The organism is Pseudoalteromonas sp. GCY (assembly GCF_016695175.1).
In the GTDB taxonomy this organism is placed as follows: domain Bacteria; phylum Pseudomonadota; class Gammaproteobacteria; order Enterobacterales; family Alteromonadaceae; genus Pseudoalteromonas.
In genome coordinates, this window is sequence record NZ_CP068023.1 from 2264321 (window position 1) to 2282687 (window position 18367).

Sequence of the window (18367 nt, forward strand, 5' to 3'; positions counted from 1 at the left end):
TTATATACACACTTGTGGATTATTGCAAGAAATATGAAAAAACACTAAGAAACATCAATCAAAGATAAAGCATTGATTTTATGAATGAAATAACACAAGTAGACACACCAAAAAACAAAGAAAATACACCAACGATCTATTGGCACGACTACGAGAGTTGGGGTGCGACGCCGCAAAAAGACAGGCCAAGCCAATTTGCTGGGATCAGAACGGATCTGGACCTCAATATTATTGGTGAGCCACTGATTGAGTATTGTCAACCAGCGCCTGATTATCTCCCGCATCCTCAAGCCTGTTTAGTCACTGGGATCACACCACAGTTAGCACTAAAAAAAGGCCTGACCGAGGCTGAGTTTATGGCAAAAATCCACGCTGAATTTGCAAAACCACAAACCTGTGTTGCGGGATATAACAGTATTCGGTTTGACGATGAGCTAACCCGCTATAGCCTTTATCGTAACTTTTATGACCCCTATGAGCGTGAATGGCAAAATGGCAATAGCCGCTGGGACATCATAGATCTGGTAAGAGCCTGTTATGCGCTTCGCCCTGAAGGGATTGAATGGCCAACCAGAGAAGATGGCAATCCGAGTTTTAAACTGGAACACTTAACTGTCGCCAATGGCATTGAGCACGGCGCCGCGCACGATGCATTGAGTGATGTTACCGCAACGATTGCGCTGGCAAAACTGATTAAAACCAAACAACCAAAACTGTATGAGTTTTACTTTAATCACAGACATAAAAAAGCGGTGTCGAGCCTAATCGACGTTTTCAATATGCAGCCTTTAGTACATATTTCTTCTATGTTTCCAGCACAACAAGGTTGCACCACTTGGATTGCCCCGATGAGCTTTCACCCGATCAATAGCAATGCCGTGATCTGCTTTGACTTAACACAGTCGCCGGAGGTATTGAATGACCTTGACGTTGAGGCACTCAAACAACGGCTTTATACAAAACGCAGTGAATTGGGTGATGATGAGCTACCGGTTGGATTAAAGCTAGTACATATCAATAAATGCCCACTGGTAGCACCCGCTAAGACCTTATTGCCAGAAAACGCAGCAAGGCTTGGAATTGACCGCGAGCAATGCCTTGAAAACTTAAAGTATCTTAAAGCGCGTCCAGAGCTAAGGGATAAGGTTGCGGAAGTATTTAGCGATGAAAAGGGATTCGAGAAACCAAGTAATCCAGATTATCAACTCTACGATGGTTTCACCAGCAAAGCCGATAAAGCCAAATTTGCAATCATTCGCAATGCATCGCCCGAAGAGTTAGCAACCATTGAACTGGATTTTGAAGACAGTAAATTTAACACTTTGCTGTTTCGCTATCGGGCAAGAAATTGGCCGCAGTCGCTCTCACCTGCAGAGCTTGATAAATGGCGTAAATATTGCCAAAACAAGTTGATGCATAATGAAGATAACCCTTCAATTTCAGCCGAAGATTTTATGCTGGAGCTTGAAAATTTAGTCGCAGAAAATGAAGGTAATGAGCGCAATATGCAGATCTTAAAAGCGCTTTATCATTACGCTCAAAGCTTGTAATTGGCGGGTTTTCGGCCTAGAGGTGTCGGCCCATTGGATGTCGGCCTAAAGGCCGACCTACAGTGCGTGTGTCATGGCAAATGAGATAAGGCCATGCCATGACGAATGTGCGTTTCGGCCCATAGGTGTTGGCCCATAGATGTCGGCCTAAAGGCCGACCTACGGCTCTAAATGTTACCCATTTCCCAGTACTTTGGCAGGATCCGTTTTGGTGGCTTGCCAAGCGGGATATAAGCTTGCGACGACTGCCATAACAAACGTCGTCACTAAACTGATATAAATATCTGTCCAAATAATTTTGCTCGGTAAGTATTCAATAAAGTAGACGCCTTCAAGCGGATTGCTATCACTCATATTGATCCAGGCTTTAAAAATATCGGGAATATTAATAGCAATAAAAATGCCGATCCCAGTGCCTAGCAATGCACCTATCCCTGCATACGTCACACCTTGTAGCGCAAAAGTCGAAAAAATCGTACTGTCCTGTGCACCCATGGTTTTCAAAATGGCGATATCCGCCCGCTTTTCTTTTACTTCCATCACCATAGAAGAGACAATATTAAAGCTCGCTACAGCGATGATCAGAAATACCACGAGATAGACGATAGTGCGCACCATCTGAATATCTTGATACAGCCCGCCTTGCGTTCGAAACCAAGACGATACGTACACTAAATCGGGTAATGCCCTACCCGCTGACGTCGCAATTTGTTGTGCCTGAAACACATCACTCACCTTGGCACGCAAGTCCGTTACTTGGTCTTCTCTAAAATCCATCGCTTCTTGCAGTGCGTTAAGTGGCACTAAGGCTAATGTTTGGTCAAGTGGCCCACCCATATCGATAAGCCCCACCACCGTCGCCGTTAATCGCTTTGGCGCAGCGAGTGGATTATCCGAATGTTTGTTAGCAACCAAGAGTTGGATATTATCGCCGGCCACGACGCCAAGCTTGTCAGCTATCCCTTTACCGATGATCACTTCACCCGGTTTTAGTGTTTTTAATTCCGAGCCTTTTATAAAATCACCTATGCTCGACACCGTATGATGCCTATTCGGTGCAATCCCTTTTAACTGCGCCGCTTTTAAGGTGCCTTTGTATTGCAGCATGGCTGTTAAGTTAATTTCAGCCGTCGCGCTTACGACGCCACGCTGACTCTCCAAGATCCCTACTTTTTGCTGCCACGCTTGAATAGGGTCGTAAGGTGCTTGATAACTCACTTGCGGTACCACCGACAACAGGCGCTGCTCTAATTGTTCTTCAAAACCATTAATCACAGAAAGTGCGACTATCAATACTGCCATACCCAGCATTACCCCAAGCGTAGAAGCACGGGTTAAAAAACCAATAAAGCCAAGCTGACGTTTAGACTCTCTAAAGCGTTTGCTTAAAAAATAACTAAGCATGCTGATACACACCTACTTTGCCATCGTCCAGTTGCACTGCACGACCAAGCTTATCTGCCAACTCTAAGTCGTGTGTTACAACAACAAAGCTGGTTTTTAGCTGCTGATTGAGTTCAGCCAGCAAGTCATAAATTCGCAGGGCATTATGCTTATCAAGATTGCCGGTTGGTTCATCAGCTAGCACCAAATCAGGTTCTGTTACTAACGCTCTTGCTATCGCAACACGCTGTCTTTCCCCCCCAGAAAGCTCTGAAGGCTTATGATCAGCACGGTGACTCAAGCCCACTTTATCGAGCATGAGTAATGCTTTTTCGCGGGCTTGTTTTGCTTTATTACCGGCAATTAATAACGGCATCGCCACGTTTTCAACCGCGCTAAACTCCATCAACAAATGATGAAACTGATAGATAAAACCCAAGTGCTTATTTCTAAATTCCGCCTGCTTTTTACGCGACAGCTTGCCAACTTCCACACCTTTGATTTTTACACTGCCCGTAGACGCTTTATCCAAGGTACCGAGAATATGCAGTAAAGTACTTTTACCGGAACCTGAGCTACCCACAATCGCAAGCATCTCACCTTGGGTTACAGATAAATCAACGCCTTTTAATACCGTTACTTCGGCTTTACCATCTTGGTAGCTTTTGACCAAGTCTTGGCAGTCAATGACTAAATCACTCATATCTTAATACCTCTGCTGGCAGCACACTCGACGCGCGTTTAGCTGGATACAAGGTTGCTAAAAAGCTTAGCAATATGCTGCCCACTGCCATAATCGTTAAATCTGTTAGTTCTATTTTGACCGGAAGTTCAGCGCCACCAAGCAACTGAAGGCCTGCGAGGTGGAGCACCTCATTAATGTTATTCGAAAGCAGTAAACCGCCAGCAACACCTATTAGTGTGCCAAAAACGCCGTTATACATCCCTTGCGCCATAAACACTTTTGCTATCATTTGTGGTGTAAAGCCAAGCGTTTGCAAAATAGCCACTTCCCCTTGCTTTTCACTCACCATCATAGATAGCGCTGAAATGATATTAAATACAGCCACTATCACAATAAGACCTAGTAGTAGCGACATAATGCGCTTTTCCATAGCAACCGCCGCAAACAATGTGCCTTGCTGAGTTTGCCAATCCTGTGTCTCGAGCCCCTGCAACAAGCTGTCCGCTTGCTGATAAAAATCTGGCAGGCTAAAAGCATCATATAAATGAATGTTAAGGTCGTATTGCTCTGGCTTCTTGCGCATTAACCGCTGCAAACTTTTCCCATCGGCAAATGCCAAATAAGTGTCAGCTTCGCTTTGACCATCATATATCGCAGCAACGGTGAATAAGCGCTGCGTCGGCGTGCGGCCAAGCGGTGTGTATGTGGTGAATTCAGGCATGATCACGCGGAGTTGTTGACCAACACTTACGCCAAGTTTATTGGCTAAATAGCGACTCAGAGCCACTTGGTATTTTTGCTCGTACAATCGAGTTAAACTGCCGGCACGCACTGCATCATCTAACGCTGTTTCATACCCTTGAAATAGTCCTTGAAGTTGCACACCCACCAAATCTTGATTGGTTTGTAGAATTACGTCACTTGCAACATATGGTGAAACTTGCTTAACCAACGGATGATTTTCAATGGCTTGTAATTTATTTTGATCAAGTTGCTCATTTTCCTTAATTTGTACATGCGGGATCAAATCAAGCATGGCGGCTTTTAAGGTTTGCTCAAAGCCATTCATCACTGAGCTGACGGTGATCAAACTCATCAAGCCAAGGGCGATACCCGCAATTGAGAAAAATGAGATAAACGATATAAATGCATTGCCTTTCGCAGCACGGCTATATCTTAACCCAACAAAGAGGCTAACTGGTTGAAACATAATCTATCTCGTAAAAAACTGCTGCACGGATACTAACATACTCAAAACCAGATTGATGGCAGGATTGCTATAAAAAGTGTGACAAACTATAAATTTGTTGACGTTTAGCTGCGCATTGCTGATCCCGTCAAAACTTTACTGCTCGCCATACTTTGCGATTACCTTTTGTGGATCTGATATGGCACGTTTCTACGTTTGACTATTGTTGATTTCACCACCGATGTGTGGGTATCACCCAGCGTGGAGACTTTATCCAGAATTTCGTCTAGCTTAGGCATACTCTCAAAACACAGCCTCACATAAAAACAATCCTCTCCCGTCACTTTGTCACATTCAATCACTTCAGGAATGTTTTGGATCATCGCTTCAAGTTGTTTTAGTTTACCTGGATGCTGACGAATCCGCACAATCGCTGTCAGTGGGTAATCAAAGCTTTCTGGGTCTAATTCAATACTGTATTTACGAATTACCCCATACTCTTCCATACGTTTCAAGCGCTCATTCACACTCGGTGAAGACATATTCACAACCCGGGCCATTTCAGCAATAGACACTCGGCTGTTGTTTTCTAACAGCGCTATAAGCTTGCTATCTATCGCGTCAAGCGACCATTTTTCATTATTAATTAGTTTTCGCATTTTTGCCTTTCATTTTTAGGAAATTAGAAAAATTAGCCTTTTATTTTCTATTAGTAATACGGCAAACCCCAAGTAATATGCAAGTATAGAATTGAATATGACAAGGTGTGAACAATGTTTGGCTCAGATAAAGAGAAAGGTTCAATAGAGATGATAATAGCTATGGTGCTATCTGGCACCATAGGATACTTTGTCGTCAGTGCAGAACAATCCTATTGGAATGTGGTATTTTTACGTTGTGTTATTGGCGCGTTGTGCCTTCTTGGATACGTGCTCGTAACAAAGCAACTGACAAAAGAGGTGTTTAGAGGTCCCGTGTTTATGACCATCTTGCTCGGCGGTATTGCGCTGGTCGGAAACTGGGTGCTGTTATTCGCCTCGTTTGACTATATTCCTTTTTCAATTTCAATCATCGCATATCATCTACAACCTTTGATGTTGGTATTATTAAGCGCGGTGCTTTATCGTCAGTATCCAAGTAAAGCAATCCTTTTATGGTTGGCCATCGCCGTGGTGGGGTTATGGTTGGTTGTTGGGATCCCGTATCAAGAAATAGTCGCGGTGATTTTTGCACAAGAGAGTAATCAAGCCGTTTTTGGTCTGCTACTGGCGCTCGGAGCAGCATTTCTGTATACCATTACAACGCTGATGACGAAAAAGGTAAGCCAAGTGCCATCCGGTGTGGTTGCTGTGATCCAAATCTTTTTTGGCGGTTTATTTTTGTTGCCTTGGGTTGACTTTGCACACTTCCCAGAGACTTCATCGAGCTGGGGTAATATCTTATTTTTAGGCGTCGTCAACACAGGGTTTATGTATGTGATCATGTATGACGCGTTTCAACGCCTAAGCACCACATTAATTGCTATTCTTTCTTTTATTTATCCGGTCGTGGCGCTGTTTGTAGATTTTATTGCATTCGAACACACGATTTCGATGCTACAAACGCTTGGGATTGTTTTAATCTTAATGGCCGTCAGCGCTGTAAAGTTCGATTGGAAATTAGGTAAGTTATTTAGCACACCGAAGCAAAAAGTCTGTTAATTTAGCTAATTTGAACTTCAAGAAAACACAGTGATAAAAGCAGAGTAAAGTGCAAGCACTTTGCTCTGCTGCTGTTGACTAGCTTACTGCTCTAAGTAACAAATAACCGCAGCTTGCTTAGGGTTGCTTTGCGTATCTTCAATTAGATAGCTCGCTTTTTTACTGTTTTGGCATAAACACATGTCGTAATGGCTGATCATGTAAGCGTTACCGACCGCATCCTCATCCGTTTTTTGGATGCTACAGGTAGGCTCTCTCCAAATTGGATCCCAGCCGCTTTGGCCAATGGCAACGATTTTAATGTTTTGTTGAGTAACGAGTGCTTTCGCTTCTTCTACTTCTTGAGCAGATACAGACAATGCGGTGAATGCAACGAGTGCGGTGATTAATTTTTTCATTTTTCATCCTTAATTAAAAAATCAGCGCTATAGAAAAACAGCAAAAAGCCGTAACAGCAATCAAAATATTGAATAAAAGCTCTATAGCGTTCGCTATTTTATTCATTAAGTATGACAACTCAAGAATAAATTCATTAAATTTATAAAAACAATTTACACCTTAAAGCCTAACTGCAAAAAATCTTGCCTACTTACGTAAAACAACACCTTTTAGCTCTCTCACCATTTAGAATAAATTTTTATAAAAATAAAAAACAAACAAACCAAATGAAATAAGGAAGATAAATTCCAATTATCTAAATAGCCCATTTTATGCAACAAGCCCAAGCAACTTAAAAGTTCACAATTTCATTAAACTAAATACCGTACCTTTTCTTAATTTCGAATAACACAAAACATAACCAAAGCAATAAAAAACCAACCATGATTACTAAGAGAAATTATTTTTTAGACATTCAGAATAACGACATATAGAGCATTTACACCAAGCTTAATTCAATAAAACTCAAATATTAAAACAAGCCAAACAGTATTAAAAATAACAAAAATTATTACTTCATAAAAAACAACAATGAAATTACCAGGGTTAATTTAGTCAAAATAAAATCATTAGCATCTCAATAATTTCAATGTTTGAATACGCAACTTGTGAACGCAGTGTAATTAAAATATGTACAAAAAATTTTAATTGCCTATTTATCATACTTCTGCATTAAGGTTTTTTGAGATGAATGACTTTTCTTCAAGCACTTGCTTTGAACTTGTCTCTGAAGCACTAGAGGATATCGAAGCTCTTCATGATGAGCTTCAAGGTATTGATGAGGATAAACATGCCAGCCACCGCGTTGTTGACATTGCACGGCAGTTAGTCGCATTTAAATCAGTCACGCCGGATGATGTTGGGTGTCAACTGTGGTTAGCACAAGAGCTGCGGACTTTGGGTTTTTCAATCAAGCACTTGCCTGTTCGTGATGTGAGTAACTTAGTTGCAAGCATAGGTAACAACAGCGATGCTAGGTTTGCTTTTCTTGGTCACACAGATGTTGTACCAGCCGGAAGTACACAAGATTGGCAGTTTAACCCTTTTAAGCTGACAGAACACAATGGCTGTCTCTTCGCCAGAGGTATTGCTGATATGAAAGGCGCTATTGCCGCATTTTTCTGTGCAATTGAGGCTTTAGTGACAGATTTTGGAGTACCGGAAAAAGAGCTTTGGTTGCTACTCACCAGCGACGAGGAAGGCGAAGCGGAACACGGGACCAAGCGGATCGCTCATTTTTTAAAACAACAACGCATTGCATTTGATTTCACCTTGGTTGGAGAGCCAAGCTCAGAAGCGCATGTAGCAGACACACTTAAAGTCGGTCGTCGTGGTGCTTTGTCTTTTACCGTCAATTTACATGGTAAGAGTGGACATGTGGCTTACCCCCAAAAAGCGACCAATGCCATCCATCTAGCACAAAATATTATGCAAGCACTATTGTCGAAGGATTGGCCTAAGCACTGTGATAACTTTGACTCAACCACGCTGCAATTCACCCATGTAAATTCAGGAGATTTTGTTGACAACATCATTCCAAGCCAATGTCAGCTAAATTTTAATATCCGTTATACACCCGCATACGACGAATATGAATTGGTCGAGCTGGTAAGAGAGACCATCGAAGAACATACGCTTAATTATGCATTAACGACCAGCAACCCCTGCCAACCCTATTACTGCTTAAATAATGATGAGATCCCTTCTCCATCCCTCGCTATCGTCTGCGATGAAATCAACAGTCAATGTCATTTCACACCAAAACTATCGACCGCAGGGGGAACGTCGGATGGCCGCTTTATTGCTGAAATATCAACCTCAGTACTAGAACTCGGACTGGTGAACAAAACCATTCATCAAGTAAATGAACACACAAAAACATCCGACTTAATCCAGCTTCAACAGCTTTACTACGGCATCTATAAACGCCTGCTCTACCCTACGCTTCATGTTCACTCAACCGCTCAAGATGAACTGCTGCAACTTCGCTAATTAATAGAAAATAGATAACTTCAAGGAATGCATTATGGCAATCGAAAATGAACGCTCTGTTCGCCCCGTAAACGACACGCTACCGATAGCAATTATTGGCATGGGTTGTCGTTTCCCAGGTCACGCGAATAGTCCTGAATTGTTTTGGGAAAATATTAAACATGGTGTCGATTGCATCATAGAAACCCCAGAATCTAGATGGAATACCGATACTCATTATTCGTCTGTAAAGGCGAATAAAGGCAAATTGAGCTCAAAATGGGGTGGCTATATCGATGGTATCGATAAGTTTGATCCAGCATTTTTTGGGATCACCCCTCGTGAAGCCGAGTTTATGGATCCTCAACAACGTAAATTGCTGGAGGTAACCTGGGAAGCGTTGGAAGATGGTGGGCAAAAGCCATCTGAACTCGCAGGAGAATCGGTCGGTGTTTTTATAGGTGGGTTTACACTTGATTATAAAATCATGCAATTCACTAACCCAGATTTTGACAACATAGATGCCCACACTGCGACGGGTGTCATGATGACGATGCTTTCTAATCGCATCTCCCATACTTTTGACTTTAATGGCCCCAGCATGTCCATCGATACTGCTTGTAGCTCCTCCATTGTCGCGTTAGATATGGCCTGTAAAAGTCTACAGATCGGGGCAAGTAATATGGCGCTCGCAGGTGGTGTGCTATTACATTTGGCACCACAATATACAGTATCCGAGTCTAAAGGCGGCTTCTTATCTCCGACTGGTTTTTCTCATGCTTTTGACGACTCCGCAAACGGCTATGTCCGTGCTGAAGGCGCTGGCGTTGTAGTACTCAAGCGCTTAGATGATGCGATTAAGGATGGCGACCCAATTCATGCGGTGATCTTAGCCACCGGTGTAAACCAAGACGGTAAAACACAAGGGATCACGGTACCAAATGGGGATGCCCAATTGCGCTTGATGAAAGAAACCTATGCTAAAGCGAATATTGCCCCTGGTAAAGTGCAGTACATAGAAATGCACGGTACGGGTACGCCTGTTGGCGACCCAATTGAAGCAAAGTCAGTTGGAACACTCCTTGGGATCAACCGTGATCAAGACGATAAATGCTACATTGGCTCAGTAAAAACCAATATTGGCCATACCGAGGCAGCCGCAGGCATGGCTGGTTTGTTCAAAGCAGTCAAAGCCATTCAAAACAAACAGATCCCACCGCATTTACACTTAAAATCAATTAATCCTAAGATTGATTACGTCAACGCACCATATGAGATCCCCACTAAACTTACCCAATGGCCTAAGCATGAAGGTTTAGCCGTTGCGGGGGTAAACTCCTTTGGTTTCGGTGGAACCAATTCCCACGCTGTTATTCAAGAATATGTTGCGCCAGAAGTGCCATCAATACCTCCAGCAAATGAGAATGGCTTAAAACTTTATCCATTGAGTGCAAGAGATCAACACGGGATCCATCGCTTTGCCAAAGCGCATAATGAATTTTTGCAAGACAGCGATGCATTACTCAGTGATATTATCTACACACTGGGTGAGCGCCGTGAACATCACCAATATCGTCATGCAATTTGTTTCAAAAATGCAGAAGATCTGCAACAACAACTGCAAACATTAAGTCATGATGCTGAATTTGCGGCGGCCAGTACATTGCGCACGCTGAAAAAAGATGAGCAAAAACTCGTGTGGGTTTTCACTGGCATGGGGCCGCAATGGTGGGCAATGGGCCGTGAGCTATATCAATCAGAGCCAACTTTTAAAGCAATGATCGATGAGTGTGATAGCCATATGTCAGCGCTTACAGATTGGTCATTGGTCGATGAAATGCTTGCCGATGAATCAGCGTCAAACATGCAATATACTTGGCTTGCTCAAACGGCAAACTTTGCCGTGCAAGTCGCACTTGCAGCAATGTGGCGTCAACACGGCATTTCGCCTGATGTCATTGTTGGCCACAGTACCGGTGAAGCAGCGGCATTTTATGAAGCCGGGGTCTACTCATTAAAAGATGCTTGCACCATCGTAGTCCATCGTAGTCGCTTACAGCATCAATGCCGCAACACAGGTAAAATGATGGCGGTAGGACTCTCTGACAGTGATGTCACGCCTTATCTCAACGACCAAGTTGAAATCGCAGCGATAAACAGTCCAAACTCTGTCACCCTCGCAGGTGAAGAAAATGCATTACATCGTATTGAAGCACAACTGAACGAAGCTGGTGTGTTTTGCAAGTTTCTCCGCGTTGAAGTGCCCTATCACAGCCAGTTTATGGAACCGATTAAGGCCGAATTGCTCGAGTGTTTAGCTGGTATTCAAGCTAACACCGCACATACTCCATTGTATTCAACGGTAACAGGAACACTTGCTGAGGGGCCTGAACTTGATGCTAACTATTGGTGGCTCAACGTCCGTCAAGCTGTGCGCTTTGTTGATGCCATCCGCGCAATATTACAACAAGGTTATCAAGCATTTTTGGAACTGGGTCCACACCCTGTGCTTGGCGCATCTATTGCCGAAACCGCAGAAGAACAAAGTTGCTCAAGCGTTGTCGTCTCGAGTATGCGCCGTAAATCCGACGAACAACACACCTATTACCACGCTGTAGCTCAACTGTTTGGTTTAGGCTTTGAATTAAATTGGTCAGCCATAAATGGTCGAGGTAAGTTCACTACCTTGCCAACTTACCCGTTCTTGCAAGAACGCTTTTGGACCGAGCCCGAGTACTTTAATCAAGTCCGTTTAGGGCAAAGTAACCATGCATTCTTGGGCCGTAAACGCAGTGAAGCTGAACATGTTTGGAACGCGGTAACCGACACAAATCGCGATAGTTTTTTACGTTGTCACCAAATCCAAGGGAATACCCTTTTCCCTGCTGCTGGCTTTATTGAAATGGCGTATGCTGCAGCCAAAGAGACTTGGGGCAATGGTAGCTACGCACTCGACCACTTTGTCATCGATAAAGCGTTATTTTTGAATAATGAACACGCTCCCAATGTGCAATTCATTTTGCACCATGATGAACCGAACTTTAAAGTGGTGAGTCTTGAAGATGGCAAATTGACCCGCCATGTTCAAGGGACAATCCGCCGAGTACAAAGTGCCAACCTTGCTGAGCCTATTGATCTCAATGCTATTCGTAGTACCGCCACCAGCGCGCAGCAGCATGATGAGTTTTATGCACATCTAAAAGAGTTTGGTTACGAATATGGCCCATGTTTTAGCGCCATTGAACAGATCTGGGCAACAGACAACGGCGTGCTTGCCAAGATTTCTTGGCCTACTCAACTTGAGCGAACGGCACAATTTACCCTACACCCCAGTCTATTAGATGCGTGCTTCCAAACGTTAGTATTTACGGAACTTGCAGGTGCTAATGCGCAGCAATTTTCTATCCGCTTACCTGTGATGCTAGAGCAGATCCTGCTTAGCGAGCAGAACAATACTGATTTTTGGTGTTATACCCAAATCACCCATCGTGACGACGAAAAAATGGTCGGCGATTTATACCTGTGTGATGAGTCTGGTCAAGTCTTTGGTGTTATTAAAAACTTTATTGCACAAAGCGTTGACTCCGCAGCAAGTGGGATCACCACCAGAACCATAGATAGCTGGCTTTATCAGGTTAATTGGCTTGCAGAGCCCGAGCGGGAAATACAAGAAACCGACACGTCGGGGCGTTGGCTGCTCCTCGCAGATCAGTCAGGAACAGCTGAACAGGTAGCCGACCGTTTAGCAAAGCTTGGCCACTCTAGCTGTATCGTTAAGCCTGGAGAATACTTTGATATCGACAGAGACCAATGCCATGCATGGCTGGTTCCCGATTCACGGGATCACCTGTCACAACTTATCGAGACTTTGGGCAAACAAGAAATTCGTGGCGTTGTGCATTGCTTTAGTTTAGATAACAGCGCGATAGAATCACTAACTCTTGCTCAGCTGCAAAAAGAAAAACGTCAGTCGCTGCATTCATTGTTGAACCTGGCCAAAACCATAATAGAACAAGACTGTAAATTCCCGCTTTACGTGGTAACACGCAACGCTAGCCTCGTTAATAGCGAGCAACTTACCGCGGTGATGTCCGCTTCGTTAACTGGATTTAGCCGAGTGCTCGCACAGCAAGAACTGGTTGATAATTGGGGTGGCCTCATCGATATTGATGGTCAAAATGATGCCGAACATATCACAGCCAGATTATTAAGTGACCGCCAAGAAGGGGAAGTGGCCTTTAGGGAAAATCAAGCTTATGTTGCTCGTTTAGAGCTGGTAACGTCACTCCAACCCGCCTTCCCGACTCGCGTACAAAGCCATAAAGCACAGTTGATCACGGGTGCATTTGGTTCAATCGGACAGTTAGTTTGTCAGCTACTCGTCGATAGAGGTGCACGAAACCTCATTTTGCTTGGTAGGAGTCAATTACCTGAGCGTAAGAGTTGGTCAGAGCTTACCCCAAGCGACCGTAACTATGATCGCGTTCGGTTTATTCAACACCTTGAGAGTCAGGGCGTTAATGTCTCGTTATGGCAGACAGACTTAACTCGAGAGCGTGAACTTAACGCGGCCCTTGAGTCTTATCATCTAAGTGCACAAGCACCGATCAACGGATTATTTTTCTGTGCTGGTATCGTGAATGACACCTTACTTGGCAATATGGATACCAGAGCATTTGACGGTGTGTTTGACACCAAAGCGATTGGTGCGTTGATGCTTCACAAAGCACTCAGTAAAGTTGACCTTGAACATTTTGTGCTCTTCTCTTCTGTCGCGGCTCAAGTCACTACCGCAGGGCAAACAAACTATGCTTCTGGCAATGCTTTCTTAGATGCCCTCGCCCACTACCGTCGCAATCAAGGTCTTCCGGCGCTAAGCATCAACTGGGGCCCTTGGGCTATTGGTATGATTGAAGAGCTGGGTCTTGCCGAACATTACAAGAACCAAAGGGGTATGAACTGCATTTCACCAAGTGCGGGGATGGCCGTGCTTGAACGTATTCTAGACCAAGAGCAACCTCAACTCTTAGTGTGTGACGCCGATTGGTCCAAAGTAACCAATTGGTATGCAGGAAAGCCGAGTTTATTTAGTCACTTGGCTACCCAAGAAAACGATAAGCAAAGCCACCAAGAGCAAGAATTTGCTCCTTTATACCAGCAAACAGACAGCGCGCTTCGATTACCGCTTGTTGCCGATCATCTCGCTAATGCTGTCAGCCAAGTATTACGCTGTAAACGAGAGCAAGTGGAATTAGATCTATCGCTCGGTAATCTCGGTATTGACTCTATTATGGCGACAGAGCTGAGAAATAAGATCACCACCCATTTTGGCGAAACCCTAACGATTGTGCGTCTTCTAAGTGGCGCATCTATCAACGAATTAAGTATCGAGCTTAATGACAAACTCGTGGAGTCGCTTGGCTTTGAAGTCATAACCACAGAAACATCACAGGTTCAGCCGGTTTCCGAAACCAAGGTTAATTCTATCATCGTATCTGATGCCAATGTGGAAGCTGAGTTCCCACTTTCCTATGGACAAAAAGCGATTTGGTTTATCAATCAACTCAACCCAACTAGCGCTTCCTACAATATCGGCGGCGCGATGCACATTCCTAGTGCACTTAATATCGACGCGCTTAAAAAAGCCCTTAGTGCTGTAGTAGCTCGCCACCCAATGTTAAGAACAAACTTCTTCTTTAGAGATGGCGAACCCTATCAAAGAGTCTGGACTCATCGCGAGGATGCACTGCAAGTCATTGATGTACATGGCAAGTCTTGGGAAGATATTCAACCAATGATGATTGCAGACAATGAACAGCCTTTCGACCTTGAACACGATCCGCTGTTTAGACTGTATTTATACAAGCAAAATGATCAAAGCTACTACTTTGCAGTGACGATTTATCACATCATCTCAGATGCATGGTCAAATTACATGTTTATCGATGAAATGCAGTCACTGTATGCGCATTTCGCAAAAAGTGAACCGTTAGCACTCAGCGAGATAACGTCAAGCTATGAAAGATTTGTTGATTGGGAAACACGCTTTGTTCACTCTCCACGCGGCGCGGCAAACTATAAGTTTTGGCAGAATCACTTACCTGCTGAGATCCCCGTATTAGACCTTGCAACCGACAAACCTAGACCTGCGGTACTCACCAACGTTGGTGATTCATATCATTTTGAGTTGGATAAAGCCCTTACGTCGTCGTTAAATGCCCTGGCAAAGGCACAAGGTTCCACCATGTTTATGGCGTTGCTTAGCATCTATTACGCAGTCATGCATAAATATACTCAGCAGGATGAAATCATTATAGGCAGCCCCGTGGCCGGTCGTACAAATCCAGAGTTTTCAAACGTCTACGGTTACTTTGTGAATCCCCTACCGCTATGCGCAAGGTTTGATCCTGAAACGCACTTTACTTCGCTTTTAGCGCAGGTTAAAGACATTACCCTCAACGCACTAGATCACCAAGAATATCCGTTTGCGCTGTTAGTGGATAAGCTTGGTATTGAACATGATGCCAGCCGCTCTACGGTATTTCAGGTCATGTTTGTGATGCTCAATCACCGCGTTGAGCAATCACATATGGATGAAAATAATGTCGCGTACTATAAGGGCTTTCCTATGCAATTCATGGAACTGCCTGAAGAAGAAGGTCAATTTGACATTACGCTTTCGACCTATGAAGAAAATGGCGTGTTCAAAGGCACATTAAAATATAATACCGATCTATTCGAAACCGAAACGATAGCGCAGCTGGCTCGGGACTATATCGCACTGGCGCGAATGGTCGTTGATAGTCCAAATCGGCCACTTTCGGAGCTTGCCTTAACAAGTCCAGACGCAATAGATGCCTTGGCGACATTTGCTGAAAGTCAACAAAACGCACCTGCATTACCGACTTTGGTCAGCCAAATAGAAAGTGCGGTGCAACATAGCCCTGAGCTTCCTGCCCTTAGCATTGCCTGTGAAACAAATGCTGGAGAACTGGCTGCTACTTTAAGCTATCGTGAACTCAACAATCTGGCAAACCAGTTAGCGCGACTAATCAATTCGCAGCTAGATAATCAACCTAGTCAAACGATTGCCTTACATTTTGAAAAATCTATCGCGTTAGTTGTTGCTTGTATCGCTACGTTAAAAGCAGGTCATCATTTTGTGGTAATTGACCCGCAGCAACCCAATGAACGCAAGCAGCTGTTGCTTGAGCAAAGTCGCTGCGCGTTACTACTTTGCGAAGAAGCGCTAACATCAGATCACCCTACACTACTTTGGGAAAGCTTCCAAAGCCAACGAGATGAAATCAGCGAGCACAATTTGGCGTTAAATTATCAGCCAAATGACATCGCGTATATTGTCTTTACTTCTGGCTCTACAGGTACGCCAAAAGCTGTCCAGGTTAGCCATCAAAACTGGGCTACGATCGCTGTGGACTGGTTAGCCCAATTTGATTTAGCACCTACTTCTCATCATTTACAATTGGCTAGCCCAACCTTTGATGTGTTTTGTGGCGATCTTGCGCGCGCATTTTACAATGCGAAGCACTTAGTGTTGTGTCCTAAAAATATGATGCTGAACATGCCGGTATTGTATGATCTCATTGAGACACAGCAGATTGATACGGTTGAGTTTGTACCCTCTGTGGTTCGTAATCTCATCTTATTCGCAAAGCAAAGTCAGGTTGGTTTTACCAGCTTACGTAGAGTGATTGTTGGCTCTGAGCAATGGCAAATCGCTGAGTACCGCGCACTCAAAGGATTGTTACAAGAAGATGCACGACTATTTAGCTCCTACGGCACATCTGAAGCAACCATAGACAGTAGCTTCTTTGAGGAATCAGAGCAGTACTTAGAAACCAGCGCAACGGTGCCAATTGGCAAGCCTTTCAATGCAACGCAACTTATCTTGCTCGATAAGCAAAACCAATTAGTATCCAGTAACGCAGTCGGCGAAATTGCAATTGCAGGGCAAGGCGTAAGTCTTGGCTATCTCAATAATCCAGAGAAAAATGCCTGTCAATTTATTCAACTTCCTGTGTCAGAAAATAGCACCATACGGGTGTATAAAACGGGTGATTTAGGTAAGTGGGACAAACACGGCAACCTACATATTCTGCAACGTATCGACAACCAAGTAAAAATACGAGGTCACCGCGTTGAGCTAGGAGAAATTGAGTCCAGCATCAACCAGATCCCAGGAATTAAGCGAAGCTATGTAAAAGGAATAGAAGTACATGGGCAAACCCAATTAATTGCCTACTTTGAATCTGAGCTTGCGATTGGTACTGAGTTTGTCCTCGAACAGTTAGAAAACCAGCTACCAAGCTATATGGTACCTAGCAAGCTGGTTGCCATTGGTCAATTTCCATTACTGAACAACGGTAAAATCGATGCAGCGGCATTGCCAGAGGTTGAGCTCGCCGAGTTGGTAAGAACATTCGTAGCTCCTGCCACCTTATTTGAACAGCAGCTCGCTGAGATTTGGTCCAATATGCTAGGGCAAAAATCCATTAGTCTTCATGATGACTTTTTTGCCCTCGGCGGTAACTCTTTATATTTGATTGAGCTAATGGTCAGGATCCAGTCAGCCTTCAGCATCAAAATGGAAGTTAATCAGCTATTTAGATTTACAACCTTACATGGCATGGCCAGTGCAATTGAAGATGTAGTAACAGGCAAAGAAACAGGCGCGTCCCCTTATCTTATCTTCAATGCAGGCCAATCTACTCGTTTATTTGCGCTACCACCAGCGGGTGGTTACAGCATCGTTTACAAGGCATTTGCAGACGCATTGCCCAACACTGAAGTGATCTCTTTTAATTACCTCGAAAGTGACACTAAGGTTAGCGACTATGCCGACCAAATTATGCAAATTCAACCTCATGGCCCCTATACCCTATTTGGATACTCCCTTGGCGGTAATTTAGCCTTTGAGATTGCGAAGGAACTGGAAAGCCGAGGTCAACGTGTCGGGGATGTGGTGATCTTAGACTCATTCAGGATCACCGAAACAATCAAAATGCGGGAGCAAGACTTCGCGCACTTTGAGCAAGAGTTAAAAGCACATTTCGCCCGCCACACCGGCTCAAATACGGTACACGAGCATACACTGGCACAAGCGAGAGACTATATCGATTGGTGTTATGAAGTGAAAAACCTAGGTCAGGTTCACGCCAAACTGCACTTTATCGTCGAGCAAAATGCACATGCAGAAGCTGCTCGTCTAACCAGTTGGGATGCAGCATCAGACGCCGAAGTCATTACCTATCAGGGAGTTGGTAAACATGAGGAAATGTTGATGCCCGATATGATGCAGGCAGGCAACGGCGCAATTATGCAAAGTATTCTGCAGGATACCCAAAGCCAGGCGGTAATAGCAACAAACGTGGAGTAACAGCTTGCCCCAAAGCCATCGCTTTGGGGCTTTCTAACGACTTTAAGGACAGAA

General features: G+C 44.0%; 9 protein-coding genes. 4 read left to right on the plus strand and 5 right to left on the minus strand.

Going from position 1 to position 18367, the window contains the following annotated elements; all coding sequences use genetic code 11:
• The first annotated feature begins 80 nt into the window (after positions 1-80).
• On the plus strand, positions 81-1550 hold the full coding sequence (gene sbcB / locus JJQ94_RS15310; RefSeq protein ID WP_099029200.1) for an exodeoxyribonuclease I: 1470 nt from the start codon (positions 81-83) through the stop codon (positions 1548-1550).
• A gap of 174 nt (positions 1551-1724) precedes the next feature.
• Here the strand turns inward: sbcB and JJQ94_RS15315 are convergent, their stop codons facing one another.
• From JJQ94_RS15315 to JJQ94_RS15330, 4 genes are all read right to left on the minus strand, one after another.
• On the minus strand, positions 1725-2954 hold the full coding sequence (locus tag JJQ94_RS15315; RefSeq protein WP_099029201.1) for a lipoprotein-releasing ABC transporter permease subunit: 1230 nt from the start codon (positions 2952-2954) through the stop codon (positions 1725-1727).
• The gene (gene lolD, locus JJQ94_RS15320; protein ID WP_045990679.1) at positions 2947-3636 is read right to left on the minus strand and encodes a lipoprotein-releasing ABC transporter ATP-binding protein LolD; all 690 of its coding nucleotides are present in this window, start codon (positions 3634-3636) and stop codon (positions 2947-2949) included. The genes JJQ94_RS15315 and lolD overlap by 8 nt, the downstream gene beginning before the upstream one ends.
• Complete coding sequence (locus JJQ94_RS15325; protein WP_099029202.1) at positions 3629-4828, minus strand: lipoprotein-releasing ABC transporter permease subunit; 1200 nt, start codon at positions 4826-4828, stop codon at positions 3629-3631. Before JJQ94_RS15325 ends, lolD begins: the two co-directional genes overlap by 8 nt.
• Before the next feature lie 158 nt (positions 4829-4986).
• Positions 4987-5466: an Lrp/AsnC family transcriptional regulator gene (locus JJQ94_RS15330; protein ID WP_099029203.1), complete on the minus strand. Its 480-nt coding sequence runs from the start codon at positions 5464-5466 to the stop codon at positions 4987-4989.
• Positions 5467-5580: 114 nt separating this feature from the next.
• Between JJQ94_RS15330 and JJQ94_RS15335 the strand changes: the two genes are divergently transcribed.
• A complete protein-coding gene (locus JJQ94_RS15335; protein WP_099029204.1) occupies positions 5581-6507 on the plus strand; it encodes a DMT family transporter in 927 nt (308 codons plus the stop codon).
• Between the two features lie 83 nt (positions 6508-6590).
• Here the strand turns inward: JJQ94_RS15335 and JJQ94_RS15340 are convergent, their stop codons facing one another.
• A complete protein-coding gene (locus tag JJQ94_RS15340) occupies positions 6591-6905 on the minus strand; it encodes a hypothetical protein (protein ID WP_010604891.1) in 315 nt (104 codons plus the stop codon).
• Positions 6906-7632: 727 nt separating this feature from the next.
• Here JJQ94_RS15340 and dapE point away from each other — a divergent pair.
• Together dapE and JJQ94_RS15350 are read left to right on the plus strand one after the other, a co-directional pair.
• The gene (gene dapE / locus JJQ94_RS15345; RefSeq protein WP_099029205.1) at positions 7633-8937 is read left to right on the plus strand and encodes a succinyl-diaminopimelate desuccinylase; all 1305 of its coding nucleotides are present in this window, start codon (positions 7633-7635) and stop codon (positions 8935-8937) included.
• A 34-nt stretch (positions 8938-8971) separates the two neighbouring features.
• Entirely contained in the window at positions 8972-18313 is a 9342-nt protein-coding gene (locus JJQ94_RS15350; protein WP_099029206.1) for a hybrid non-ribosomal peptide synthetase/type I polyketide synthase, read from the plus strand.
• Positions 18314-18367 lie beyond the last annotated feature (54 nt).